Origin of the sequence: Paenibacillus hunanensis (genome assembly GCF_034055775.1) — a bacterium.
Taxonomy (GTDB): domain Bacteria; phylum Bacillota; class Bacilli; order Paenibacillales; family Paenibacillaceae; genus Saccharibacillus; species Saccharibacillus hunanensis.
Genome location: NZ_CP139194.1, coordinates 208,744 through 227,943 on the forward strand (window position 1 = coordinate 208,744; position 19,200 = coordinate 227,943).

Below are 19,200 nucleotides of genomic sequence, written 5' to 3' on the forward strand. Positions count from 1 at the left end.
ACAGACAGACAGACAGACAGACAGACAGACAGACAGACAGACAGACAGACAGACAGACAGATAGATAGACAGATAGAGGTAAATAAACGAGTTGCTCGTTCCGTTGCTGCGATACATACAAGCCCGTACATTCTACAGAAGTTCATTTATAAAATACACCATAAAGCAGCTTCAATCACATTATTCCGTAACCGTCTAAGCTATATGACGTATTACTTCATACTAACGACAAAAAACGAACAGAATTTGAGGGAAGACCTTATGAATAGATCATTTATGAATCGGACGGAGCATGAATATAGTCGGGCAGAGCAGAGCTATGCGGAAGCGGAGCAAAAGGCAGTGCATTATTTTAATCAGCTGCATCAGCATGTTACGCAGCGCACGTATGAATCCGGGCTGATTGAGGATTTTCGGCAGTGGAAGGGAAGGCATGTATCGTTCACCTCGCGTTTATCACGCTGGCTACCAGTTAAACAGAGACCGAGTGCTAAGGATTATCAGCGTTATATCCACTGGCTGCATACAACGAACAAGCTAGATCCTTACTTGCATCGTAGTGTGGCGTACATCTATATGCGCGATCTGGGACGTGCGCTGGATGCACCGCAGACACAGCAGCGTGTACAGGAGGTGGTGGACAGTCTGAGAGGTAAGTTGCTAAGCTCAGCCACAACCACTGACACGCAGCTACCGGAGTTTATGAGTATGGATGGGGTGTATCGCTGGGCGCAGCGCGAAGGAGTAGAGGATGCGGTGATCTGGGTGCTGGATAAGCTCCAGCAGGTGACGACCAATATTCCAGCAGAGCTGAATGCCGAGCAGGCGCAGCGTAAGCTAATCAAAATCATTGTTGGTGTAGTGCTGCATGCGACCGAGGAGATGGACGATTCGGTATCGCAGCAGGAGCGCTCGCATCGATTGGATGAAGCGATCCGGTTAGGGTACTCGTATGGACTGACCTATCCATTTATCGACGATATTTTGGATTCGACGCTGTTGTCTGCGCAGGAGAAGGAGCAGTATTCGCGCCTGATTCGAACTGCTCTGTTAACGGGCTCGGTGCCGAAGCTGGGTGACTGGTCAGGGAGCCAGCCGGAGCTTATTCGGTACATCCATAGTGAGCTACGGGAAGCTTTTGAATACATTAAGGCGCGACAGCAGCCGGGTGGTGGGCAGCAGCAGTTTTTCGAGCAGGCGTATGTGTTTTTTCAGGCACAGGATGTGGATCGGACGCGCACGCTGGATAATGATACGTACACGAATGAGGAGCTGTACGTGCCCGTTATTTTAAAATCGGCTTGCTCGCGTCTGGTCGCACGCTCGATCCTGAATGTAGAAGAAGACGAAGGGTTTGATCTGCGGACATTTTGCTATGGTATCTATAACCAGCTTGCCGATGACTTCGCGGATATGTTCGATGATCTAGCGAATGGTGCAGTAACACCGTATACGTACTATTTAAAATATCATGGGCAGCGCTCGGATCTGCTCAATCCGTTTCAGATGTACTGGGCAGTGATCCACTATTTACTACATGAGGTGTATCGCTCGGATGAGCAGACACGTGAGGTCATTTTGGATCGGGCGATTAATGGCTTGAAGCGAGCGTATGAGCGGCTGGGCGCATCCCGTTATGGGGAGACGATGGAGCTACTTACAGCTGGGATGCCGAGCCTGAATCGGGTAGTGCAGCAGATGGTGCGGCATGCGGAGGATGTGGATTTTCTGGATAAGCTGTTGCGTGACAGTATGCTGGTGCATCTACGTCAGGATCGGGAGCAGCAGACAGAGTTTCGCGAGACGGTCGATACGGTACGAGAACAGATTAATGGTACGCTTCCGGTAGAGAAGCGCGAAGGCATGCTGCCGACGAATGAGCTGCTCATCGATGCGGTCAATTACAGTCTCGAAGGATCAGGTAAACGACTACGTCCGATTCTCGCCTGGGTGATGGCGGTGCGGCATTATGGCTTGCAGCAGGAGGCGGTCATGCCGATGCTACGCTCGCTGGAATATATGCATACCTCTTCGCTGATCTTCGACGATCTGCCGTCACAGGATAACGCACCAGCACGACGCGGACGTACAACACTGCATGAACTGCATGATAGTGCGACAGCGGAGCTGAGTGGACTGTTCCTTATTCAAAAAAGTATTCGCGAGCAGGCATCGCTCAGCGGATTTGCCCCTCAACTTGTATTGAAGCTCATGGACTATTCAGCGCAAAAGGCAGAGGAGTTATGTACTGGACAGGCGATGGATTTGCGTGCACGCGGACAGCGGCTGACGCTGGAGCAATTGAACGATATTTGCTTTTACAAAACGGGTGCAGCATTTGAAGCCTCGCTCGTGATGCCTGCAATGCTGGCAGAAGCGAAGGAATCGGAGCTTGCGGTACTACGAGCATTTGCATACCATGCGGGCATTGCATTTCAGATTAAGGATGATCTGCTAGACTTCAAAGGTGACGTGGTGCAGCTCGGTAAGCCAGTCGGTCAGGATGAGAGCAATAATAGCTCGACCTTCGTCTCGGTGCTGGGTGAAGTTGGGGCGCGGCGGGAGATGTGGAATCATTATTGCTGTGCGCTGGAGGCGCTGCGTAAGCTGCCAGTGGGGATTCCGTTTTTGAAGCATTTGCTGGATTATATTGTGCATCGGGAGCGGTGAGCGGGCAGTTGGATATGTGATAGTTGTTTGATGATGGATGAAATGAGAGGCGAGCAAGTGGGATAGAAATGGTATGGATATATAGCAGGATATGAAAGGTAGTGTTCAGAGCCAGAATGATCTTAGCAGGTGTAGAATATGCGCATTATGCTAAGATCATTCTGGCTTTATTTTATAGTGTACATAACAATATTTTGTCAGCTAGACATTCGATGCTGGGCAGAAGAAAGAAGTATAGTGATATCTTCCTTTTTTGTAAATGATTCTATTCTTCGTTATGATAAGAGGGAGCTTGTCATACGCTGCTTAGCTGGAAGGAGGGTGCGGTATGAAGCTACGGATTCCACTTTTTATTATTACGCTTGCAATCGCATTGTATATGTCGCATATGATCGGCTTATTAGCAGGTGGAAAGGCTCAAGGTGTTTCGTATCTAGTTATATTGCTTGGGCTTCTATATGGATTTGAGAAAACGAAAATAAGTGAAAAGAGAATCCGTATTATAACGGGAATCAGTCTTGTTGCTATGGCCATTGCATTGGAATTTTGGGTGGAGCCGCAGGATTTGGCAAGCCTGTTTGCAATGATGTTCTGAAGGTGTTTTCTTATTACTGCTGGGCTAGGCTGGGCTAGAAGGACCTGCTTGTCTGTCGCCAAGCAGAGTTTTGGAAATGTTCTTATTCTTTTGCTTTTCTGTGCTGCTCGTTGGCATAATATAATAATGACTACCCTTGCTGGGGAAAATGAGGAGGATTATGATGACGCAATCGTTAATTGGAGTGCCGCTTGAAGGATTTGCCGAATTTAGCCGAAAAGTCGCTGCTGAAGGTGCGGTTTTGCTGAAAAATGATGAACAGATTCTTCCGATTCGAAAAAATGAAAGCGTTTCGATTTTTGGGCGTGTGCAGGTCGATTATTATCGAAGTGGAACAGGTTCAGGCGGAAGTGTGAATGTAGCGTATACGACGAATCTGCTGGAAGGACTGCGTGCGAAGCCAGATGTACGTGTGAATGAGGAGCTGGCAGGGGTGTACGAAAGCTGGATTGCTGAGCATCCATTCGACAATGGCGGTGGCGGCTGGGCAGCGGAGCCTTGGCACCAGAAGGAGATGCCGCTCACAGATGAGCTGGTCGCAGCGGCAAGACAGCAATCGGAGAAAGCAATTGTCGTCATCGGACGTACCGCAGGCGAGGACAAGGATAATGCAGACGAACCAGGTAGCTACCGTTTAACTGAAGATGAGCTGGATATGCTAAAACGAGTCACTGCACAGTTCCAGCAGACGGTCGTGGTGCTGAACACGTCGAATATTATCGATATGAGCTGGGTGGACGCCTCCGAGCACAAGCATCCGATCGGTGCGGTGTTGTACTCCTGGCATGGCGGCATGGAGGGTGGTCGTGCGCTCGCCGATGTGCTTGCCGGAGATGTGACACCAAGCGGCAAGCTGACCGATACGATTGCGTATTCGATCCACGATTATCCGTCGACACGCAACTATGGCAACGAGCTGACAAGTGTGTACGAGGAAGACATTTATGTGGGCTACCGTTATTTCGAAACGTTTTGCCCGGATAAGGTGCAGTATCCGTTTGGATATGGCCTATCGTATACGACATTTGCACTGGACATGCAGCCTGCACAATTGCTGCATGATGGCGAGCAATTAAGCGTACAGGTTGAGGTAAAAGTAACTAATAACGGCACAGAATATGCGGGCAAGGAAGTCGTACAGCTCTATGTCGAGGCACCTCAGGGCAAGCTGGGACAGCCATCGCGATCATTGGTCGCTTTTGCGAAAACAGGCTTGCTGGAGCCCGGTCAATCTGAAACAGTGACATTATCTGTGCCGCTGGATCGTCTGGCATCGTATGACGATGCTGGGGTTACGGGTCATCGTTATGCTTATGTGCTGGAGGCTGGATTGTATCACTTCCATGCAGGTAATAGTGTGCGTGCGACAGAGACGGTATCGTTTGCGGCATCCGTGAATACGGCAGATGCAGGTGCGCCTGCGATTGTACGGGTAGCAGCAGACGGAACAGCGCTGGAGCTACCAGAGCTACATAAGGTCGAGCAATGGGAGGAAGCGCTGGCTCCAATTGAGGAATTCCATCGTATGAAGCCAGGAGCACGCAAGGCAGATGGTACGTATGAGCTGACTGCCGAGCCTGTACCAACGCGGCAGATTTCACTGGCGCAGCGGATTCAGGATCGTTTGCCAGCACCATTGCCGGAGCCAGGCGATGATGGGTATACACTACAGGATGTGGGTGCAGGACGCGTGACGCTGGAGCAGTTTGTCGCTCAGCTACATGATGAGGATCTGGCTGCACTGGTGCGTGCAGAGGGGATGAGTAGTCCGCTTGTTACGCCGGGAACGGCATCGGCATTTGGCGGAGTAACGGATCGATTGCTCGGGTTTGGCATTCCTGTAGCGTGTACAACAGATGGGCCTTCCGGTATTCGGATGGATAGTGGCGATAAGGCGACTCAGGTACCGATTGGCACCTTACTAGCAGCAACATGGGATGTGGCGCTGGTCGAGGAGCTGTATGTGCTGGAAGGGCAGGAGATGCGTCGCAATGAGATCGACACGCTGCTCGGCCCGGGTCTGAACATCCGCCGTAGTCCACTCAACGGACGGAACTTTGAATACTTTTCCGAGGATCCATACGTTTCCGGTGTGTTCGCCGTTGCCTGCACACGCGGTATTGCGCAAAGTGGCGTGTATGCGACGCTGAAGCACTTCGCCTGCAACAATCAGGAGCAGTATCGGACGAAGGTAAATGCGGTCGTATCTGAGCGTGCACTGCGACAAATCTATCTGAAAGGCTTCGAGATCGCTGTACGTGAAGGCGATGCTCGCTCGGTCATGACCTCCTATAACCCGATCAACGGTCATTGGGCAGCATCCAACTATGATCTGAACACGACCGTCCTGCGCGGCGAATGGGGCTTCCGCGGCATCGTCATGACCGACTGGTGGGCAGTGATGAATGACTGCGCAGAGGGTGGCCCTGCCGACCGCAAGCATACGGATGCTATGGTTCGCGCGCAAAACGATCTATACATGGTCGTTGCCAACTATGGAGCCGAAACGAACGTATGGGGCGACCATACAATCGAAGCACTGGAAGCCGGCAGACTCACTCGCGCCGAGCTGCAACGCTGCGCCATCAACATTTGCGACTTCATCATGCAGTCCCCTGTATTCGAACGAGAAGAACTCATGAAAGACCCGATTCCATCTGTAAAAGGACTACAGGCAGGCACAGATTACGCAGGAGAACTTCTACAAGCAGGCGAAGACGTGCAAATTCCAATCGCTAATGACGGCGTAACTCGCTTCGAGATTACAGAAACCGGACAATACCGCTTGTTCCTGCACATCTCCTCCGAAGGCGACCAATGGGCACAAAGCGCAACCAATCTGATGCTCAATGGAGAACTCGTCACCACAGCCCAGAGCAACGGCACCGAGGGCAAATGGATGCGCCAAAAAGCAAATAAAATGCACCTCGAACAAGGCCAATACGAACTCACACTCGATTTCATCAAACCAGGCATGTCAATCGAGTGGATCGAGTTGAAAAAGTTATAAGGTGTAAGGAAGAATTAGATCATTTAAAGACTACATGGTTTGAAATTAAAAAAGGTACCTGTTTGAAGCCTTATAAAGCTTTATAATACACCATATTAGAAAGCTAATTATGATCGATAAAGAAAGCAGCCTGCATCCAAGAATGCAGGCTGTTTTTTGTAGAGTAAAAGTAGAACAAAGTATTGCCGAATAATATACAGACTATCTTGCCGATCAGCCATAAACAGTATCTATTAAGCTTTAAAAAACTACTAAAACTCTAATCGCTGTAAGTTATACATTCCAATAAAACATTCAAATCAAATAGCAAATCCCACTAGAAATCAAAAACAAATATGCCCCTACCAAGGTTATTGTATCTTCATTCCAATACGCAACAACACCGCCTAACACCATAACAATCAGACCCCAACAGTCAAACAAAAAAGTAAGAGTAACAGTAACAGTAACTCGTTCAATAACACCTGCTACCCCCTCACCAAGTTCGGCACAGCACCTATCCCAAGTCTGCGATTAGCACGGAACGGAGAAAAGGAAATAAGGGGAAAGGACTCCTTATAGTGTTAGTGATTTTCTAACACGGGGTTCAATGAAGAGTGATTTTTGCGAAGCAAAATATCTTACAGCTTTGGAGGGGCGGGAATCTTCATTCCTTCCCAATCCAAAAGATTCCCGCGGCTCCACCCGAGTCCGTCCCCTTATTCCTTTCCGCAGTGGTTGCCCCACAACTAAAATAAAGTGCTTGCCAAACAACACCCATCATGATATGATCTTTCTTGTGGTTGCGAAATCAATCACCAACAGTATTTGCGGTCGTGGCGGAATTGGCAGACGCGCACGGTTCAGGTCCGTGTGGGCTTACCCCCGTGGAGGTTCGAGTCCTCTCGACCGCATTTTCCTTTAAACGTAATGATTCACCGATATCAAGAAACGGTTCCTTTTCACCAGGGAGCCGTTTCTTTTTTGTGTAAATCAATTAGCGGATACCCTTACCACACAATCCATAACTACACACCACTCACCATCACAGCTAGCAGGGAATTTGAGAAAATACAAATTACCCCTTCATAAATGGAAGCAATCCGCTTAATATAGAAAACAACAACAGCACCGTACGGCTAAACGTATTTCCAGCAACCGCAGAGCAGCAATCATAAGCGCAGTCGTTTCAGGTACATACGGTGACGGAAGCAGAAACAGATTCTCGTCGGACAGTCAGCAGGACAGCACGACCCAATCTCATACAAAAAGAAGTGAATGCATAATGGATTACGCGATACGTTGGAAATGGGGGCACCGGATTCTTGACCGCTACTTTACCGGAGCCACAATGAATTACAGGCAGATGATCTCGCTGTTTATTCCGATTTTGGTCGATCAGGCGTTTATTATGGGTCTTAACCTGATCAATACAGCGATGATTAGTGCTGCTGGAGTGGCAGCTGTCAGTGCGGTGAATATGATCGACTCGCTGAATATTTTTCTATTCAGTATTTTTATCGCTGTAGCGACAGGCGGTACGGTCGTCGTTGCCCAGTATAAGGGCAATGGCAATGTGAAAAAGGTGTCCGAAGCCAGCGCGAGCGCTGTGTCGGTCGTGACGTTACTGGGATTGCTCGTAGGTTTACTCGGTATCGCACTGCATGTGCCGCTACTGAATATATTATTCGGCTCCGCACAGGCAGACGTAATGAGCTATGCGCGCGTGTATCTGATCGGAAGCTGTATTTCGTTTGCCGGGATTGCGATTGTGGAAGCGATCTGTGGGGCGCTACGTGGTGTAGGTAGCACGCGAGCCTCGCTTGTGCTATCGCTCATTATGAACATATTGTATGTATTACTGAACTTTCTATTCATCCACGGCTTCCATATGGGCGTGCTGGGGATGACGATTGCGCTGAATATCGCCCGTTATGGCGGTGCGGTCTGTGCGCTGTATTATTTGTTCAAGGTCGATGTGAATCTAAAAGTACGGATGAAGGAGCTTTTCCGAGTCAAATGGGAAATGTTCCGCAAAATTCTGTTTATCGGCTTCCCGTTTGCGACCGAGCAAATGTTTTTTAACGGTGGGAAAATCATTACGCAGATCTTCATCGTTTGGATGGGGACGTACGCGATTGCGGTGAATGCAATCTGTGCGGCGCTTGCCGGAGCGATGCAGATTCCAGCCAATGCGCTATCGCTGACGATTATTACAGTGGTCGGGATTTGTATCGGGAGTGGGAATATTGATGAAGCACGGAAATTTACGAAGTCGTTTCTCGTGCTGTCCTCGATGTCCTTTGTTGTGATGGGGTTGATTATTTTACCGTTATTTAATCCGTTGATTGCGCTCTTTGATCCGCCAGCGGAAATTGTGGATGATATCTTCCTGATTTTGCTGGTGAATACGCTAGTGCAGATTCCGCTGTGGGCGATCTCCTTTATTACGCCTTCAGCGCTACGGGCTGCCGGTGATGCGAAGTATACATCAGTCGTCTCGATGCTAACGATGTGGCTGTTCCGCGTGGTGATGGGGTATGTGCTGGGTGTCGTATTAGGCTGGGGCGTGCTCGGGGTGTGGATCGCAATGGATCTGGAGTGGGGCGTGAGGGGACTTATTTTCCTGAAACGGTTCTACGGGACGAAGTGGTTGCAGCATCGGTTGATTTAGTAGGCTGTGTAAGTACCAATTACAAGTAGCCATTTCAGCATGGAAGTGTGACGACATGTAAGAAGTGTAATAAATAAAAGCCATCGGTAGCATTATAGCTACTGATGGCTTTTTGCGTATTGTGAGGAAGGAGGGAGGGAGGGCACTATCTTGACAGGGTAGGGGTCAGTCTGGCTGGTGCCTTACATGTGCTAGAATACGTGGGTATTGCAAGGTCATGTATCAGAAAAATATAAGTGGGTCTATATAAATAGTAGAACTTGTCACAGCTCTATTAGACAGCCTAAGAAACAACAATCGATATCAACATAACTGCTCATCAACTCACCAGCTGCTTCCCATCATACACATACGTAACCGCCTTCCCCCCAGCCATCGTCTCCAGATGCACACTGCGTCCCCACAGCTTAAACACAAGCGGCAAGGTACGCTCCACATATTTACGATCCAGCTCCATGCCGTCAAACCGATTATGCAGCAGTAGCTCGCCGCGTCCATGCAGATCATCATCACGCACCGTAATATACGGAAAGCCGCCATTTGTGCGTGAGCGAATCAACTGCTCCTTGACTTCATTCACATCATTCGCTGTCACACGATACACCTGCTGTTGCTTCTGATATACGAACAGATCCATATCCTCTGCCAGCTCACGGGTGAGATAATTACGGATAAAGGACACATCCGATTCCACCTCGCGAATCTCGAACAGTGCTTCGATGCCTTCCTTACGCTCAATATGCCGTAGCATCATCAAGCCGAGATAATACGGATTAATTCGTCCCGGCGTAGGCTGGATCACGCCTGCATTCATTTTGGCAAACTCTACAATCTCAGAGTCGCTTAGCTCCAGCTCACGTACCAGCTTCAAGTGCCAGTAGCTCGCCCAGCCTTCGTTCATAATCTTCGTTTCCATCTGTGGCCAGAAGTACAGCATTTCTGCGCGCAGCATATGCAAAATCTCGCGCTGCCATTCCTCCAGATAACGGCTATGGGTCGCGATATAGCCGATCACATCCTTGATCGAGCCGTCAGTTTCGCGGAAGCCGTCTACATGACCGAAGCGCACATATGGATCGACATGCTCCTGAATCGCAATACCTGCATCGAGAAAAGCTTCCACTTCATCCATGCCATATTCCTGACTGAACGCCTCAATTCGATCCGCAAACACCGCCATTCGATCAACCATATTGCGATCTGTACCGCCGAACATCGCATTATTTTTGAAAAAGTCGCTATGTCCAAGCACATGCGCGACGATTAATTTATTTTGCAGCAGGGTGTTGCTGTCGAGTAGAAAGGCATAGCACGGGTCAGAGTTAATCACCAGCTCATAGATTTTACTCAAACCGTGATCGTATTCCGACTTCATCCGGTGATACGCCTTGCCAAAGCTCCAGTGTGCAAACCGGGTCGGCATTCCGTAAGCACCAATCGAATACAGCACCTCGGATGGGCAGAACTGATAGCGCATCGGGAAAAAGTCTAACCCATGCTGGATTGCCGCATCGGTCAGCTGCTCGACCGATTGTTCCAGCTGTTGCGTATCGCTTTCCAGTAGCATAAGCAGCGCTCCTTTCAATCGATGGAATAGAGCTGTCTAATCGAGCAGGGGTGTAGATGGGTCTGGCTGGATTCAAGATCACCGAATACACCGGACGAGGAAAGAATCCTATCCATATTCCATCCATTGCCCAGCTCGATCCATAACGACAAATACAATAGGTATAGCAAAAGGGATAACAGGCTGATCATCACATCGTCAAAATCAAAAGTAAACGAGCTGCTAACAACTCATCACCAAAAGTAAAAGCAGACGCTCCGCAGATATCCTTATCTTCCAGAGCGAAGCGATAGATCAACTAGCCATCTCATCGCCAAAAAACGCCTTCAGCGTCTTGAACACATCTTCCTTCTGCTCCAATAAAGCCTGTACAAATGTCGGCGACTCCAAGCGCTTGAGCGCATCCCATAGCTGCTTACTGCTGTAGCCATACGCGCGCTGACGAATCTCGCCATAGCCAAGCATATTCACCTGCTCCAGCAATGTGCGAGCGAGCCGCATCGTCTCTGGATTATCACTGCTCAGATTATCACCATCCGAGAAGTGAAATGCGTACGTGTTAAAGGAGCTGGGTGGATATTCCTTCTCAATGATCTGTAGCGCCAGCTCATACACGGAGGAGCACCGTGTACCACCGCTCTCGCCTTTATGAAAAAAGGCTTCTTCATCTACTTCCTTCGCATCGGTTGTATGCGCCAGAAAACGAATATTCACATTTTCATATCGTGTACGCAGGAAGCGCACCATCCAGAAGAAGAAGCTGCGCGCGATATATTTTTCAAATGTACCCATCGAGCCGGAGGTGTCCATCATGGCGAGTACGACCGCAGACGATTGCGGCTTATGAATGTCCTCCCACGTTTTATAGCGCACATCGTCACCGATAATCGGGCCAAGTACGGGGGCTGGAGCAGTGTCCGGGCCAGGTGTACCCACTGGAATACCGCCACCCTGCTGCATCGCTGCGGGATAAGCACCGCCATGTAAGCTGCCACCTAATGCCTGCCGCTTGATCGCCTCGAACAGGGTACGCCGCTTGTCGATATTAGACACCATTCCTTGCTTACGCACATCGTTAAAACGAATATCGTCCACCAGCATCTCCTGTGCCGTCTTGGGCTTGAGATGCGGTAGCTTCAAGTCCTCGAATACGAGCTCGGCCAGCTCATCTACCGTCAGCTCGGCTTCATAATAATCGATGCCGGGCTGCTCGCCTGCTTCACTACCGCCTTTACCAGAGCCGCTACCTGCTGCGCTCTGCCCATTCCCATCTGCCTGTCCAACAACATCGCCCACCTGCGTACCACCCTGTCCCTGTCCAACCTGTGGCTCATCGCTCGTATTATAGCGAAAGCGCGGTTCATCCAGACTGCGGATCGGTACTTTGATGATCTTATCGCCCTGTGGCATAATGATCGATTCCTCACTGACCAGATCAGCCAGATTCTCGCGAATCGCTTCTTTTACTTTGCGCTTATGCCGTTCCTGATCGATCTCGCCCTTACGGTGCAGCGACCAGTCATCCCTTGCAATAATAAATGATCGATTGTCCATGTCGCTTCACTCCTTCCTGCCTCAACGGTTCAGCAGGCTGCCGACATATTTCATCAGATCGTTGGCGCAGGCAGCGCAGTAACCGTGATGCTCAATCAGACGGCGGGACACTTCATTCATACGTTTGACCTGTGTTTCATCCGGGTTCATGGAGGAAGTCGTGATTTTGATAACATCCTTCAGATCGGCGAATAGCTTCTTCTCAATCGCATCCTTGAGCGGCTCATGCGACGTATATTCAAACTTGCGTCCACGGCGAGCAAAGGACGAGATTTTGATCAAAATTTCCTCACGGAACGCACGCTTCTGATTTTCGGTAATGCCAATCTGCTCCTCGATGGAGCGCATCAGCTTTTCATCTGGATCGCGTTCCTCGCTGGTGATCGGGTCAGGCATCTTATGACCGCTGCAATACGCTTCGACATTGTCCAGATAATTGTTCAGCATCGTATGCGCGGATTCTTCGAATGAATAGACAAAGGCGCGCTGTACTTCCGTTTTGGCGCGGTGATCGTACTCCTTGCGTGCCATCGTGATCAGATTAAGCAGACGCTCCCGTTCCTCACGCGAGATGGAGGGGTGCTGATCCAGACCTTCCTTGAGCGAGCGCAGTACATCTAGTGCGTTAATACATGGCTTGTTGCCTTTAATGAGCGCACTGGAGATCCGGTTGATCACATAACGCGGATCGACACCTGACATGCCTTCATCGCTATATTCACGGCGTAGCTCGTCGACCTCGCCAGACTTCACACCATCGACCTGAGCGCCATCGTACAGCACCATCTTTTTGATCGGATCGATACCCGGCTTGTTAGATTCTTTAAGACGGGACAATACAGTGAAAATAGACGCTGTACCGAGTGCGCCGGGTGCCAGATGCACCTGATTATTCAGACCGGAGGCATCAACTAGCTTCTGATAAATACGTTCTTCCTGCGTAACCTTGAGATTGTAGGGAACACGCATGACGATCATGCGAGAGTGGAGGGCTTCGTTCTTTTTGTTGGAGATGAAGGTGCGATATTCGGTTTCGTTCGTGTGGGCGATAATTAATTCGTCGGCGGATATGAGGGCGAAGCGTCCTGCCTTAAAATTACCTTCCTGCGTCAGCGACAACAGATTCCAGAGGAACTTCTCATCGCATTTTAAAATTTCCTGAAATTCCATCAGACCGCGATTCGCCTTGTTCAGCTCGCCATCGAAGCGATAGGCGCGCGGATCAGATTCGGAACCATATTGCGTAATGGTCGAGAAGTCGATACTACCGGTAAGATCGGCAATATCCTGTGACTTCGGATCAGAGGGAGCAAAGGTGCCGATACCCCGGCGTCCACTTTCGGAAAAGAGCACGCGCTCGATCGGCATTTCCTCGATGCGTCCGCCATATTCCTGTTCTAGCCGCATCCGGCACACTGGGCATAGATCGCCTTCGATATGAACGCCATACTCCTTACCGAATTCCTCGCGTAGCTCGCGTGGGATCAGATGGAGCGGTTCTTCCTGCATCGGGCAGCCCCGGATCGCATATACAGCGCCTTCGGGTGTACGGGTGAAGCTTTCTAAGCCGTTCTTGAGCAGCGTGACGAGGGTAGATTTACCACCACTGACTGGCCCCATGAGAAGCAGTAGTCGTTTGCGAACGTCCAGACGTTGCGCTGCCGGGCGGAAATATTCCTCCACCAGTAGCTGAATCGCATCCTCCAGCCCGAATAATGTACGACTAAAAAATTGATATTCTCGCCGTCCGTCACCAAGCTCTATAATGCCTGCACTTTCAATCATACGATACACACGCTCATGCGCTGTACCTGCAATATGTGGATGCTCTCGAACCAGCCGGAGATAATCAAGGAATATTCCTTCCCAATGAAGATCATTTTCCTGATCCCGGTAGGCCATAAGTTTCTCCAGGAATGTCATGCTGACCGCCTCCCTATACATGTCTTTTACGAAAAGTTTGAGGTCACGGAATCATACCGTCCGGCAACAACTTCAACGTCCGACAGAGCTGCAACGACATTCGAGTTCATTGATTGAATAGAGTGGGTATTTTGTTGTTTTTAAATTCTAGCACAACTTATGTCATCTATCGACAGTTAAATTAACATAATTATAGGTTGTAATCAGTTATTGGGGATGGATTTTATTGATTAGAAGGTATGATTGGATAAAAGTTTTCTATATGTGTAAGGTTATCTATGAAAAATTCATAATAGCAAGCATATTGATTATAGCAGGCGATAGAAATATTGGATTCACGCAGAGTAGGAATAGGAGGTAGAATGAAAGAAAACAACACCATGAAGTAGAAAGAATGAAATATAAATTCTAATACAAACACGATATTTTGAATACGATCCGATAAATAGAATAAGAATACGAAACTTCATCGGATGACTTCATCATGATCGGTAGAGAGGATGCGCACAAGTGTTAAAACAAATTGCAATCTGTACACTGGTGATTGGATTGATCACAGGAGGGGTGCAGGCAGGGAGCTATGAGCCATTAACAATACAGCCTGTCGAGGCAGCAGCGGCAGCCTATTATGTCGCACCTGACGGTAATGATAATGCAAGTGGAACGCTTCATGCGCCGTGGAAGACGCTACAGCATGCGGCAGATCAGGCTCAACCTGGCAGTACTATCTATGTACGCGGTGGCGTATATCGGCAGCAGCTTCATATTACCCGTTCAGGTAATGCACAGCTTGGCTCGATTACGTTTGCACGATATAAGCAGGAGCAGCCGATTTTGGACGGAACGGGTCTTGCTGTAGATGGCTTGCAGGGGATGGTGAGAATCGACAATGCTAGCTATATCACGATAGATGGCTTGGAGATTCGTAATTATACGACAGCCCGTTCGGGCAATGTGCCAGCAGGTATCAGTGTCATGGGAGCAGGCGGCTATATTCGTCTGTTGAACAACCATATTCATCATATTGCGAACACGGCTACCCCTCAAGGTGAGGAGCTGTCTGGACGGGATGCGCATGGCATTGCGATCTATGGCACGAAGGCACCGTCAGCGCTACATCATCTGACGATCAGCGGGAATGAATTGGATCATCTGGTGCTTGGCAGTAGTGAAAGTATCGCACTAAATGGAAATGTAACAGACTTTGAAGTAGCCAATAATCGGGTGCATGACAATGATAACATCGGCATTGATGCGATAGGCTTTGAAGATACGGCACCTGATCCTGCCTACGATGCCGTGCGCAATGGTCGCATTACAGGCAATGTAGTATTCAATATTACGTCCAACCGCAATCCGTCCTATGGACGCAACCTGCCGAACAATAGCAACGGTGCAGCTGGCATCTATGTGGATGGTGGGCGCAATATTGTGATTGAGCGTAATCGTAGTTATAGCAATGATATCGGGATTGAGATTGCATCAGAGCATAAGGGCAAGTCAACGAGTGCCATCACAGCTCGCAGTAATGTAGTGTACAGCAATCGCTATACCGGTATTGGCATCGGTGGCTATGATCCAGAGCGTGGAAAGGCGACGGACTGCGTCATTATGAACAATACGCTAGTCGGCAATGACACGTTATCGAATGAGCCGGGTGATGGAGCAGGGCAGCTGTTAATCCAGTACGGCACCTCGCGTAACGTGATCCAAAATAATATTTTATCGGCAAGCCCAACCGGTGTGCTGATCTATAACGAATATGCTAGCAGTGGCAATAAGCTGGATTATAATCTGTATCATACGCCGGGTGGAGCGGAAGAAGCATGGTGGACATGGAATGGAAAAGTATACGAAAGTCTGGCGGCTTTTCAAAAGGGGAGTAAACAGGAGCAGCATGCTATTTTTAAGAATCCAATGTTTATGAATGCCAGGTTAGCAGACTATCGTCTGAGCGTAGGATCACCCGCGATCGATAGCGGCGTACTTGATACGAAGCGGATAGGCACGCTGGATATGGCAGGCAAGCCGCGCGTATCTGGCAAAGCAGTGAATCGTGGTGCGTATGAATAAATAGCGCCACGATTCACCCTCTGCCTTCAGCTTGCGCTACCTGTCTGAGATTCAATGACTGATCAGCACAAGAAGGAATGCGATGACCGCAGGCAGACCCTGCATGAGCAAAATGGAGCGTTTTACGCTCAGGCCGCCATACAGCGCAGCTACAATCACGCAGGCAAGAAAGAAGAGCGCAAGCTGGTACGCGATAGTAGCATCGGGATGCAGTAGCGACCAGATTAATCCGGCTGCGAGAAAGCCATTGTACAGACCCTGATTGGCTGCCATCGAGCGTGTTAGCTCGGCATGCTCTGGATTGGTGCCAAATGTCTTCATGACACGCGGAGTCGTCCACAAAAACATCTCCATCACAAGGATGTACAGATGCTCCAGCGCAACGATGGCGATCATAATGGAAGCCAGAATAGTAAGCATAGGAATTCCGTCCTTTCGATACGATCCGTACGGATCAATTGGTCATTCTGAGTTCGTGCGTGGAATGAAGCTTGCAAAGGATCTGCAATGTAAAATAAAAGTAATGGATGCCGTCGTCGTTATAAGCTCCTTTACCTTGCAGGAGAATGGAAGCTTAGCTACGGTAAAAGAAGCTTAATATCGTCTGCATTCATCACGGTACGTATGTATCCATAGCTGCGGTTGCAGTCCGCTTGCTTGTTTATTTTACCACAGCTACACAGGGTCAAAACGGCAATATATGAAGTTCGTCATATAAGATTGTAGCCGGGGCTGAACCGTGCTGTTCTTCTGCTGATATGCGATCTAGGGGCAGTGATGGTGCTGTCCAGATGGCTCGTTCGATGCGAGACGGCGAAGCGAGAGCAGTCATGCTATACTTTGATGAGGATGCATCGCTAAGAAATGAGGAGGCAATAATCATGGCAATGGAACCAGCGACAACAGTAGTAGGCTTTATCGGAATCGGCGTAATGGGTAAAAGCATGGCTCGTCATCTCAAGCAGGCAGGCTATCCGCTTCATGTGTACACACGTACAGCAGCATCGGCGCAGGAGCTAGTAGATGAGGGAGCAACATGGCATGAGACACCAGGTAAGCTAGCAGCAGCATGCAAGGTGATCATTACGATGGTCGGTTATCCGAAGGATGTGGAGGATGTATATCTCGGCGCAGACGGCATTATCGCTAACGCACCACAGGGCGCATACCTGATCGATATGACCACTTCCAGCCCACAGCTTGCACAGCAGATCGCCAAAGAAGCCGCAGGCAAAGGTCTGCATGCACTCGATGCACCCGTATCCGGCGGCGATGTCGGCGCACGCGAAGCACGCCTGTCGATTATGGTAGGCGGCGAACAGGCTGACTTTGAAGCCGTGAAGCCGCTGCTTGAGAAAATGGGCACGAACATCATCCTGCAAGGCGGCGCAGGTGCAGGTCAGCATACCAAAATGTGCAACCAGATCGCGATTGCCTCCGGTATGCTCGGTGTCTGCGAAGCACTAGCCTATGCCAAATTCGCTGGATTAGACGCAGAGGTCGTTCTACAAAGCATCGCCACAGGCGCAGCAGGTAGCTGGTCACTCAGCAACCTCGGTCCGCGTATGATCAAGGGCGATTTTGAACCGGGCTTTTACGTGAAGCATTTTATCAAAGACATGGGCATCGCGCTGGAATCCGCCAAAGCGATGGGACTGAACACACCAGGTCTTGCACTGGCAGAATCCGTCTACCAGCAACTCGCCAGCGAGGGCTACGATAATAAAGGTACACAGGTGCTGTATCATTATTTTACAGCGCAATTGAATAACTAAGATTACAGCAAGCTCACTATACAGATCGGGATGCAAGTATGCTTGTTCATACCTGCATTCCGATATCCTATGCCTAAGAAAGCTACATAACATCTACACCCAAGCTATGGAGGACATTCATGAAAAGATGGATCATTGCACTACTCAGTTCAATTCTAGCTATTATCATCATCGTGCCGACTATTATTTATGCCACGTCAACATCCAGTGTGAAGCAAAGTAACGTTAAGATCGCCAGCACAAATAATAAATATAATGACTCCAGAGCTAATGAACTATCAAAGCTGGACAATTCCATCACTCATTTTGCAGGCACCGCTTCCGGTAGCAAGCAAGTAGCTTCAGCCTTCATCGTGCCGATTCATTATGGACACGTTACGCTACATTTTAGCAATCGATCATCAGCAATCACAACAATCGCAATAAACAATAGCCAATCCAGCAAGGTCTACTTCACCCGGCAGATTGCAGCTGGTTCTTCTTACACATGGAGAAGTGCCGAGCACCATACCACTGGAATCCAATCCGGCGATTACACCATTACTTATCGATCCTCTTCATCCAGCGTCCATATGGATTACTCAGGTATTGCTTCCGATACGATGCAAAAAGTAGAAATAAACTGAAGCGTAAGCTATATCAGCTCTCCAAAATTTCATTTACCAGCTCACTCATGCCCTGCCACGAATCCTTCATCACAAACTCCGACTGAATCGCCAGATTCCACGGACGCGGAATGCCGATCGTCTTCTTGCCTGCTGCACGAGCAGCGAGCAGATTATGCGGCCCATCGTCGATCAGCACATCAAACTCCAGCAAATACTTGCGCTTGGCGACGAAAAAGTTCTCATACGAAATAAACGGCAGATGGCGTTGCAGCCAGCGCCACTTTTCCGGTACCGAATCAGGGCGTGAGGCGGTGACGATAATCAGATCATGCTGTGCATGAATCTTCTCCACCTCGGCAATTGTATACTCGTCAAAAATCTCCAGCTCCTCATACAGCCCTGGACGTCCGAAAAACACATCCTCCGAGCACTCATGATGCCAGATTTGACGCAGATCAAAATTAATAATCTGCTCCATCGTAAGCGGCAAATCAGGGTACAGCAGATTATGATAATGAATCGCCCGTGGCAGCAGATGACACAGCGTATCATCCATATCAATGGCGACAATTTTTCTATCCAAATTCAAGTCCTCCTCAAGTGGCATCAAATAATCGACGATACTCGTCTATCCGTTTAATTAAACGAATCCTTCTCATCTTAGTTTTTATTATCGATTGTCGCAACAATAACTGGAAGATTGGTGATGGGGAGGCGACATGATCAACCAACCGCTTCCGCATCATCGACTAGTTTATAATGCAAACAAGCA

12 protein-coding genes and 1 tRNA gene are annotated in these 19,200 nt (G+C 49.1%); 8 read left to right on the forward strand and 5 right to left on the reverse strand.

Annotated elements, in window-relative coordinates; translation table 11 throughout:
* Positions 1–261: 261 nt before the first annotated feature.
* From SK066_RS00890 to SK066_RS00910, 5 genes are all read left to right on the forward strand, one after another.
* Positions 262–2,670 (forward strand): polyprenyl synthetase family protein, encoded by a 2,409-nt coding sequence (locus tag SK066_RS00890; protein WP_407673728.1) that lies wholly within the window; start codon positions 262–264, stop codon positions 2,668–2,670.
* 328 nt (positions 2,671–2,998) lie between these two features.
* Complete coding sequence (locus SK066_RS00895; protein WP_320543271.1) at positions 2,999–3,265, forward strand: hypothetical protein; 267 nt, start codon at positions 2,999–3,001, stop codon at positions 3,263–3,265.
* A 163-nt stretch (positions 3,266–3,428) separates the two neighbouring features.
* Complete coding sequence (locus tag SK066_RS00900) at positions 3,429–6,275, forward strand: glycoside hydrolase family 3 protein (RefSeq protein WP_320544771.1); 2,847 nt, start codon at positions 3,429–3,431, stop codon at positions 6,273–6,275.
* 809 nt (positions 6,276–7,084) lie between these two features.
* Positions 7,085–7,168, forward strand: a tRNA-Leu gene (locus tag SK066_RS00905).
* 371 nt (positions 7,169–7,539) lie between these two features.
* Positions 7,540–8,928, forward strand: coding sequence for an MATE family efflux transporter (locus tag SK066_RS00910; protein ID WP_188774535.1), 1,389 nt, complete (start codon positions 7,540–7,542; stop codon positions 8,926–8,928).
* A 319-nt stretch (positions 8,929–9,247) separates the two neighbouring features.
* Here SK066_RS00910 and SK066_RS00915 read toward each other — a convergent pair whose 3' ends face one another.
* From SK066_RS00915 to SK066_RS00925, 3 genes are all read right to left on the reverse strand, one after another.
* On the reverse strand, positions 9,248–10,495 hold the full coding sequence (locus tag SK066_RS00915; protein ID WP_250344386.1) for a SpoVR family protein: 1,248 nt from the start codon (positions 10,493–10,495) through the stop codon (positions 9,248–9,250).
* A gap of 294 nt (positions 10,496–10,789) precedes the next feature.
* Complete coding sequence (yhbH, locus tag SK066_RS00920; RefSeq protein WP_320543272.1) at positions 10,790–12,049, reverse strand: sporulation protein YhbH; 1,260 nt, start codon at positions 12,047–12,049, stop codon at positions 10,790–10,792.
* A 21-nt stretch (positions 12,050–12,070) separates the two neighbouring features.
* Positions 12,071–13,972, reverse strand: coding sequence for a PrkA family serine protein kinase (locus SK066_RS00925; protein WP_320543273.1), 1,902 nt, complete (start codon positions 13,970–13,972; stop codon positions 12,071–12,073).
* Positions 13,973–14,482: 510 nt separating this feature from the next.
* On the opposite strand from SK066_RS00925, the gene SK066_RS00930 reads away from it, so the two are divergent.
* Positions 14,483–16,045 (forward strand): right-handed parallel beta-helix repeat-containing protein, encoded by a 1,563-nt coding sequence (locus SK066_RS00930; RefSeq protein WP_320543274.1) that lies wholly within the window; start codon positions 14,483–14,485, stop codon positions 16,043–16,045.
* A 51-nt stretch (positions 16,046–16,096) separates the two neighbouring features.
* On the opposite strand, the gene SK066_RS00935 is transcribed toward SK066_RS00930, so the two are convergent.
* Positions 16,097–16,465: a DUF1304 domain-containing protein gene (locus SK066_RS00935; protein WP_250344382.1), complete on the reverse strand. Its 369-nt coding sequence runs from the start codon at positions 16,463–16,465 to the stop codon at positions 16,097–16,099.
* 461 nt (positions 16,466–16,926) lie between these two features.
* Between SK066_RS00935 and SK066_RS00940 the strand changes: the two genes are divergently transcribed.
* Both SK066_RS00940 and SK066_RS00945 read left to right on the forward strand, forming a co-directional pair.
* Positions 16,927–17,820, forward strand: a complete 894-nt coding sequence (locus SK066_RS00940) for an NAD(P)-dependent oxidoreductase (RefSeq protein WP_320543275.1) — start codon at positions 16,927–16,929, stop codon at positions 17,818–17,820.
* Between the two features lie 119 nt (positions 17,821–17,939).
* The gene (locus tag SK066_RS00945; RefSeq protein WP_320543276.1) at positions 17,940–18,446 is read left to right on the forward strand and encodes a hypothetical protein; all 507 of its coding nucleotides are present in this window, start codon (positions 17,940–17,942) and stop codon (positions 18,444–18,446) included.
* A gap of 13 nt (positions 18,447–18,459) precedes the next feature.
* Here the strand turns inward: SK066_RS00945 and SK066_RS00950 are convergent, their stop codons facing one another.
* Positions 18,460–19,011, reverse strand: a complete 552-nt coding sequence (locus SK066_RS00950; protein ID WP_320543277.1) for a 5' nucleotidase, NT5C type — start codon at positions 19,009–19,011, stop codon at positions 18,460–18,462.
* Between the last annotated feature and the right edge of the window lie 189 nt (positions 19,012–19,200).

What these genes read in the sequence shown, in the direction of transcription:
- yhbH (WP_320543272.1), bottom strand. Translation starts at nt 12,049, where the DNA reads ATGGACAATCGATCATTTATTATTGCAAGGGATGACTGGTCGCTGCAC.
- SK066_RS00900 (WP_320544771.1), top strand. Translation starts at nt 3,429, where the DNA reads ATGACGCAATCGTTAATTGGAGTGCCGCTTGAAGGATTTGCCGAATTT.
- SK066_RS00935 (WP_250344382.1), bottom strand. Translation starts at nt 16,465, where the DNA reads ATGCTTACTATTCTGGCTTCCATTATGATCGCCATCGTTGCGCTGGAG.
- SK066_RS00940 (WP_320543275.1), top strand. Translation starts at nt 16,927, where the DNA reads ATGGCAATGGAACCAGCGACAACAGTAGTAGGCTTTATCGGAATCGGC.
- SK066_RS00925 (WP_320543273.1), bottom strand. Translation starts at nt 13,972, where the DNA reads ATGACATTCCTGGAGAAACTTATGGCCTACCGGGATCAGGAAAATGAT.
- SK066_RS00945 (WP_320543276.1), top strand. Translation starts at nt 17,940, where the DNA reads ATGAAAAGATGGATCATTGCACTACTCAGTTCAATTCTAGCTATTATC.
- SK066_RS00890 (WP_407673728.1), top strand. Translation starts at nt 262, where the DNA reads ATGAATAGATCATTTATGAATCGGACGGAGCATGAATATAGTCGGGCA.
- SK066_RS00915 (WP_250344386.1), bottom strand. Translation starts at nt 10,495, where the DNA reads ATGCTACTGGAAAGCGATACGCAACAGCTGGAACAATCGGTCGAGCAG.
- SK066_RS00895 (WP_320543271.1), top strand. Translation starts at nt 2,999, where the DNA reads ATGAAGCTACGGATTCCACTTTTTATTATTACGCTTGCAATCGCATTG.
- SK066_RS00910 (WP_188774535.1), top strand. Translation starts at nt 7,540, where the DNA reads ATGGATTACGCGATACGTTGGAAATGGGGGCACCGGATTCTTGACCGC.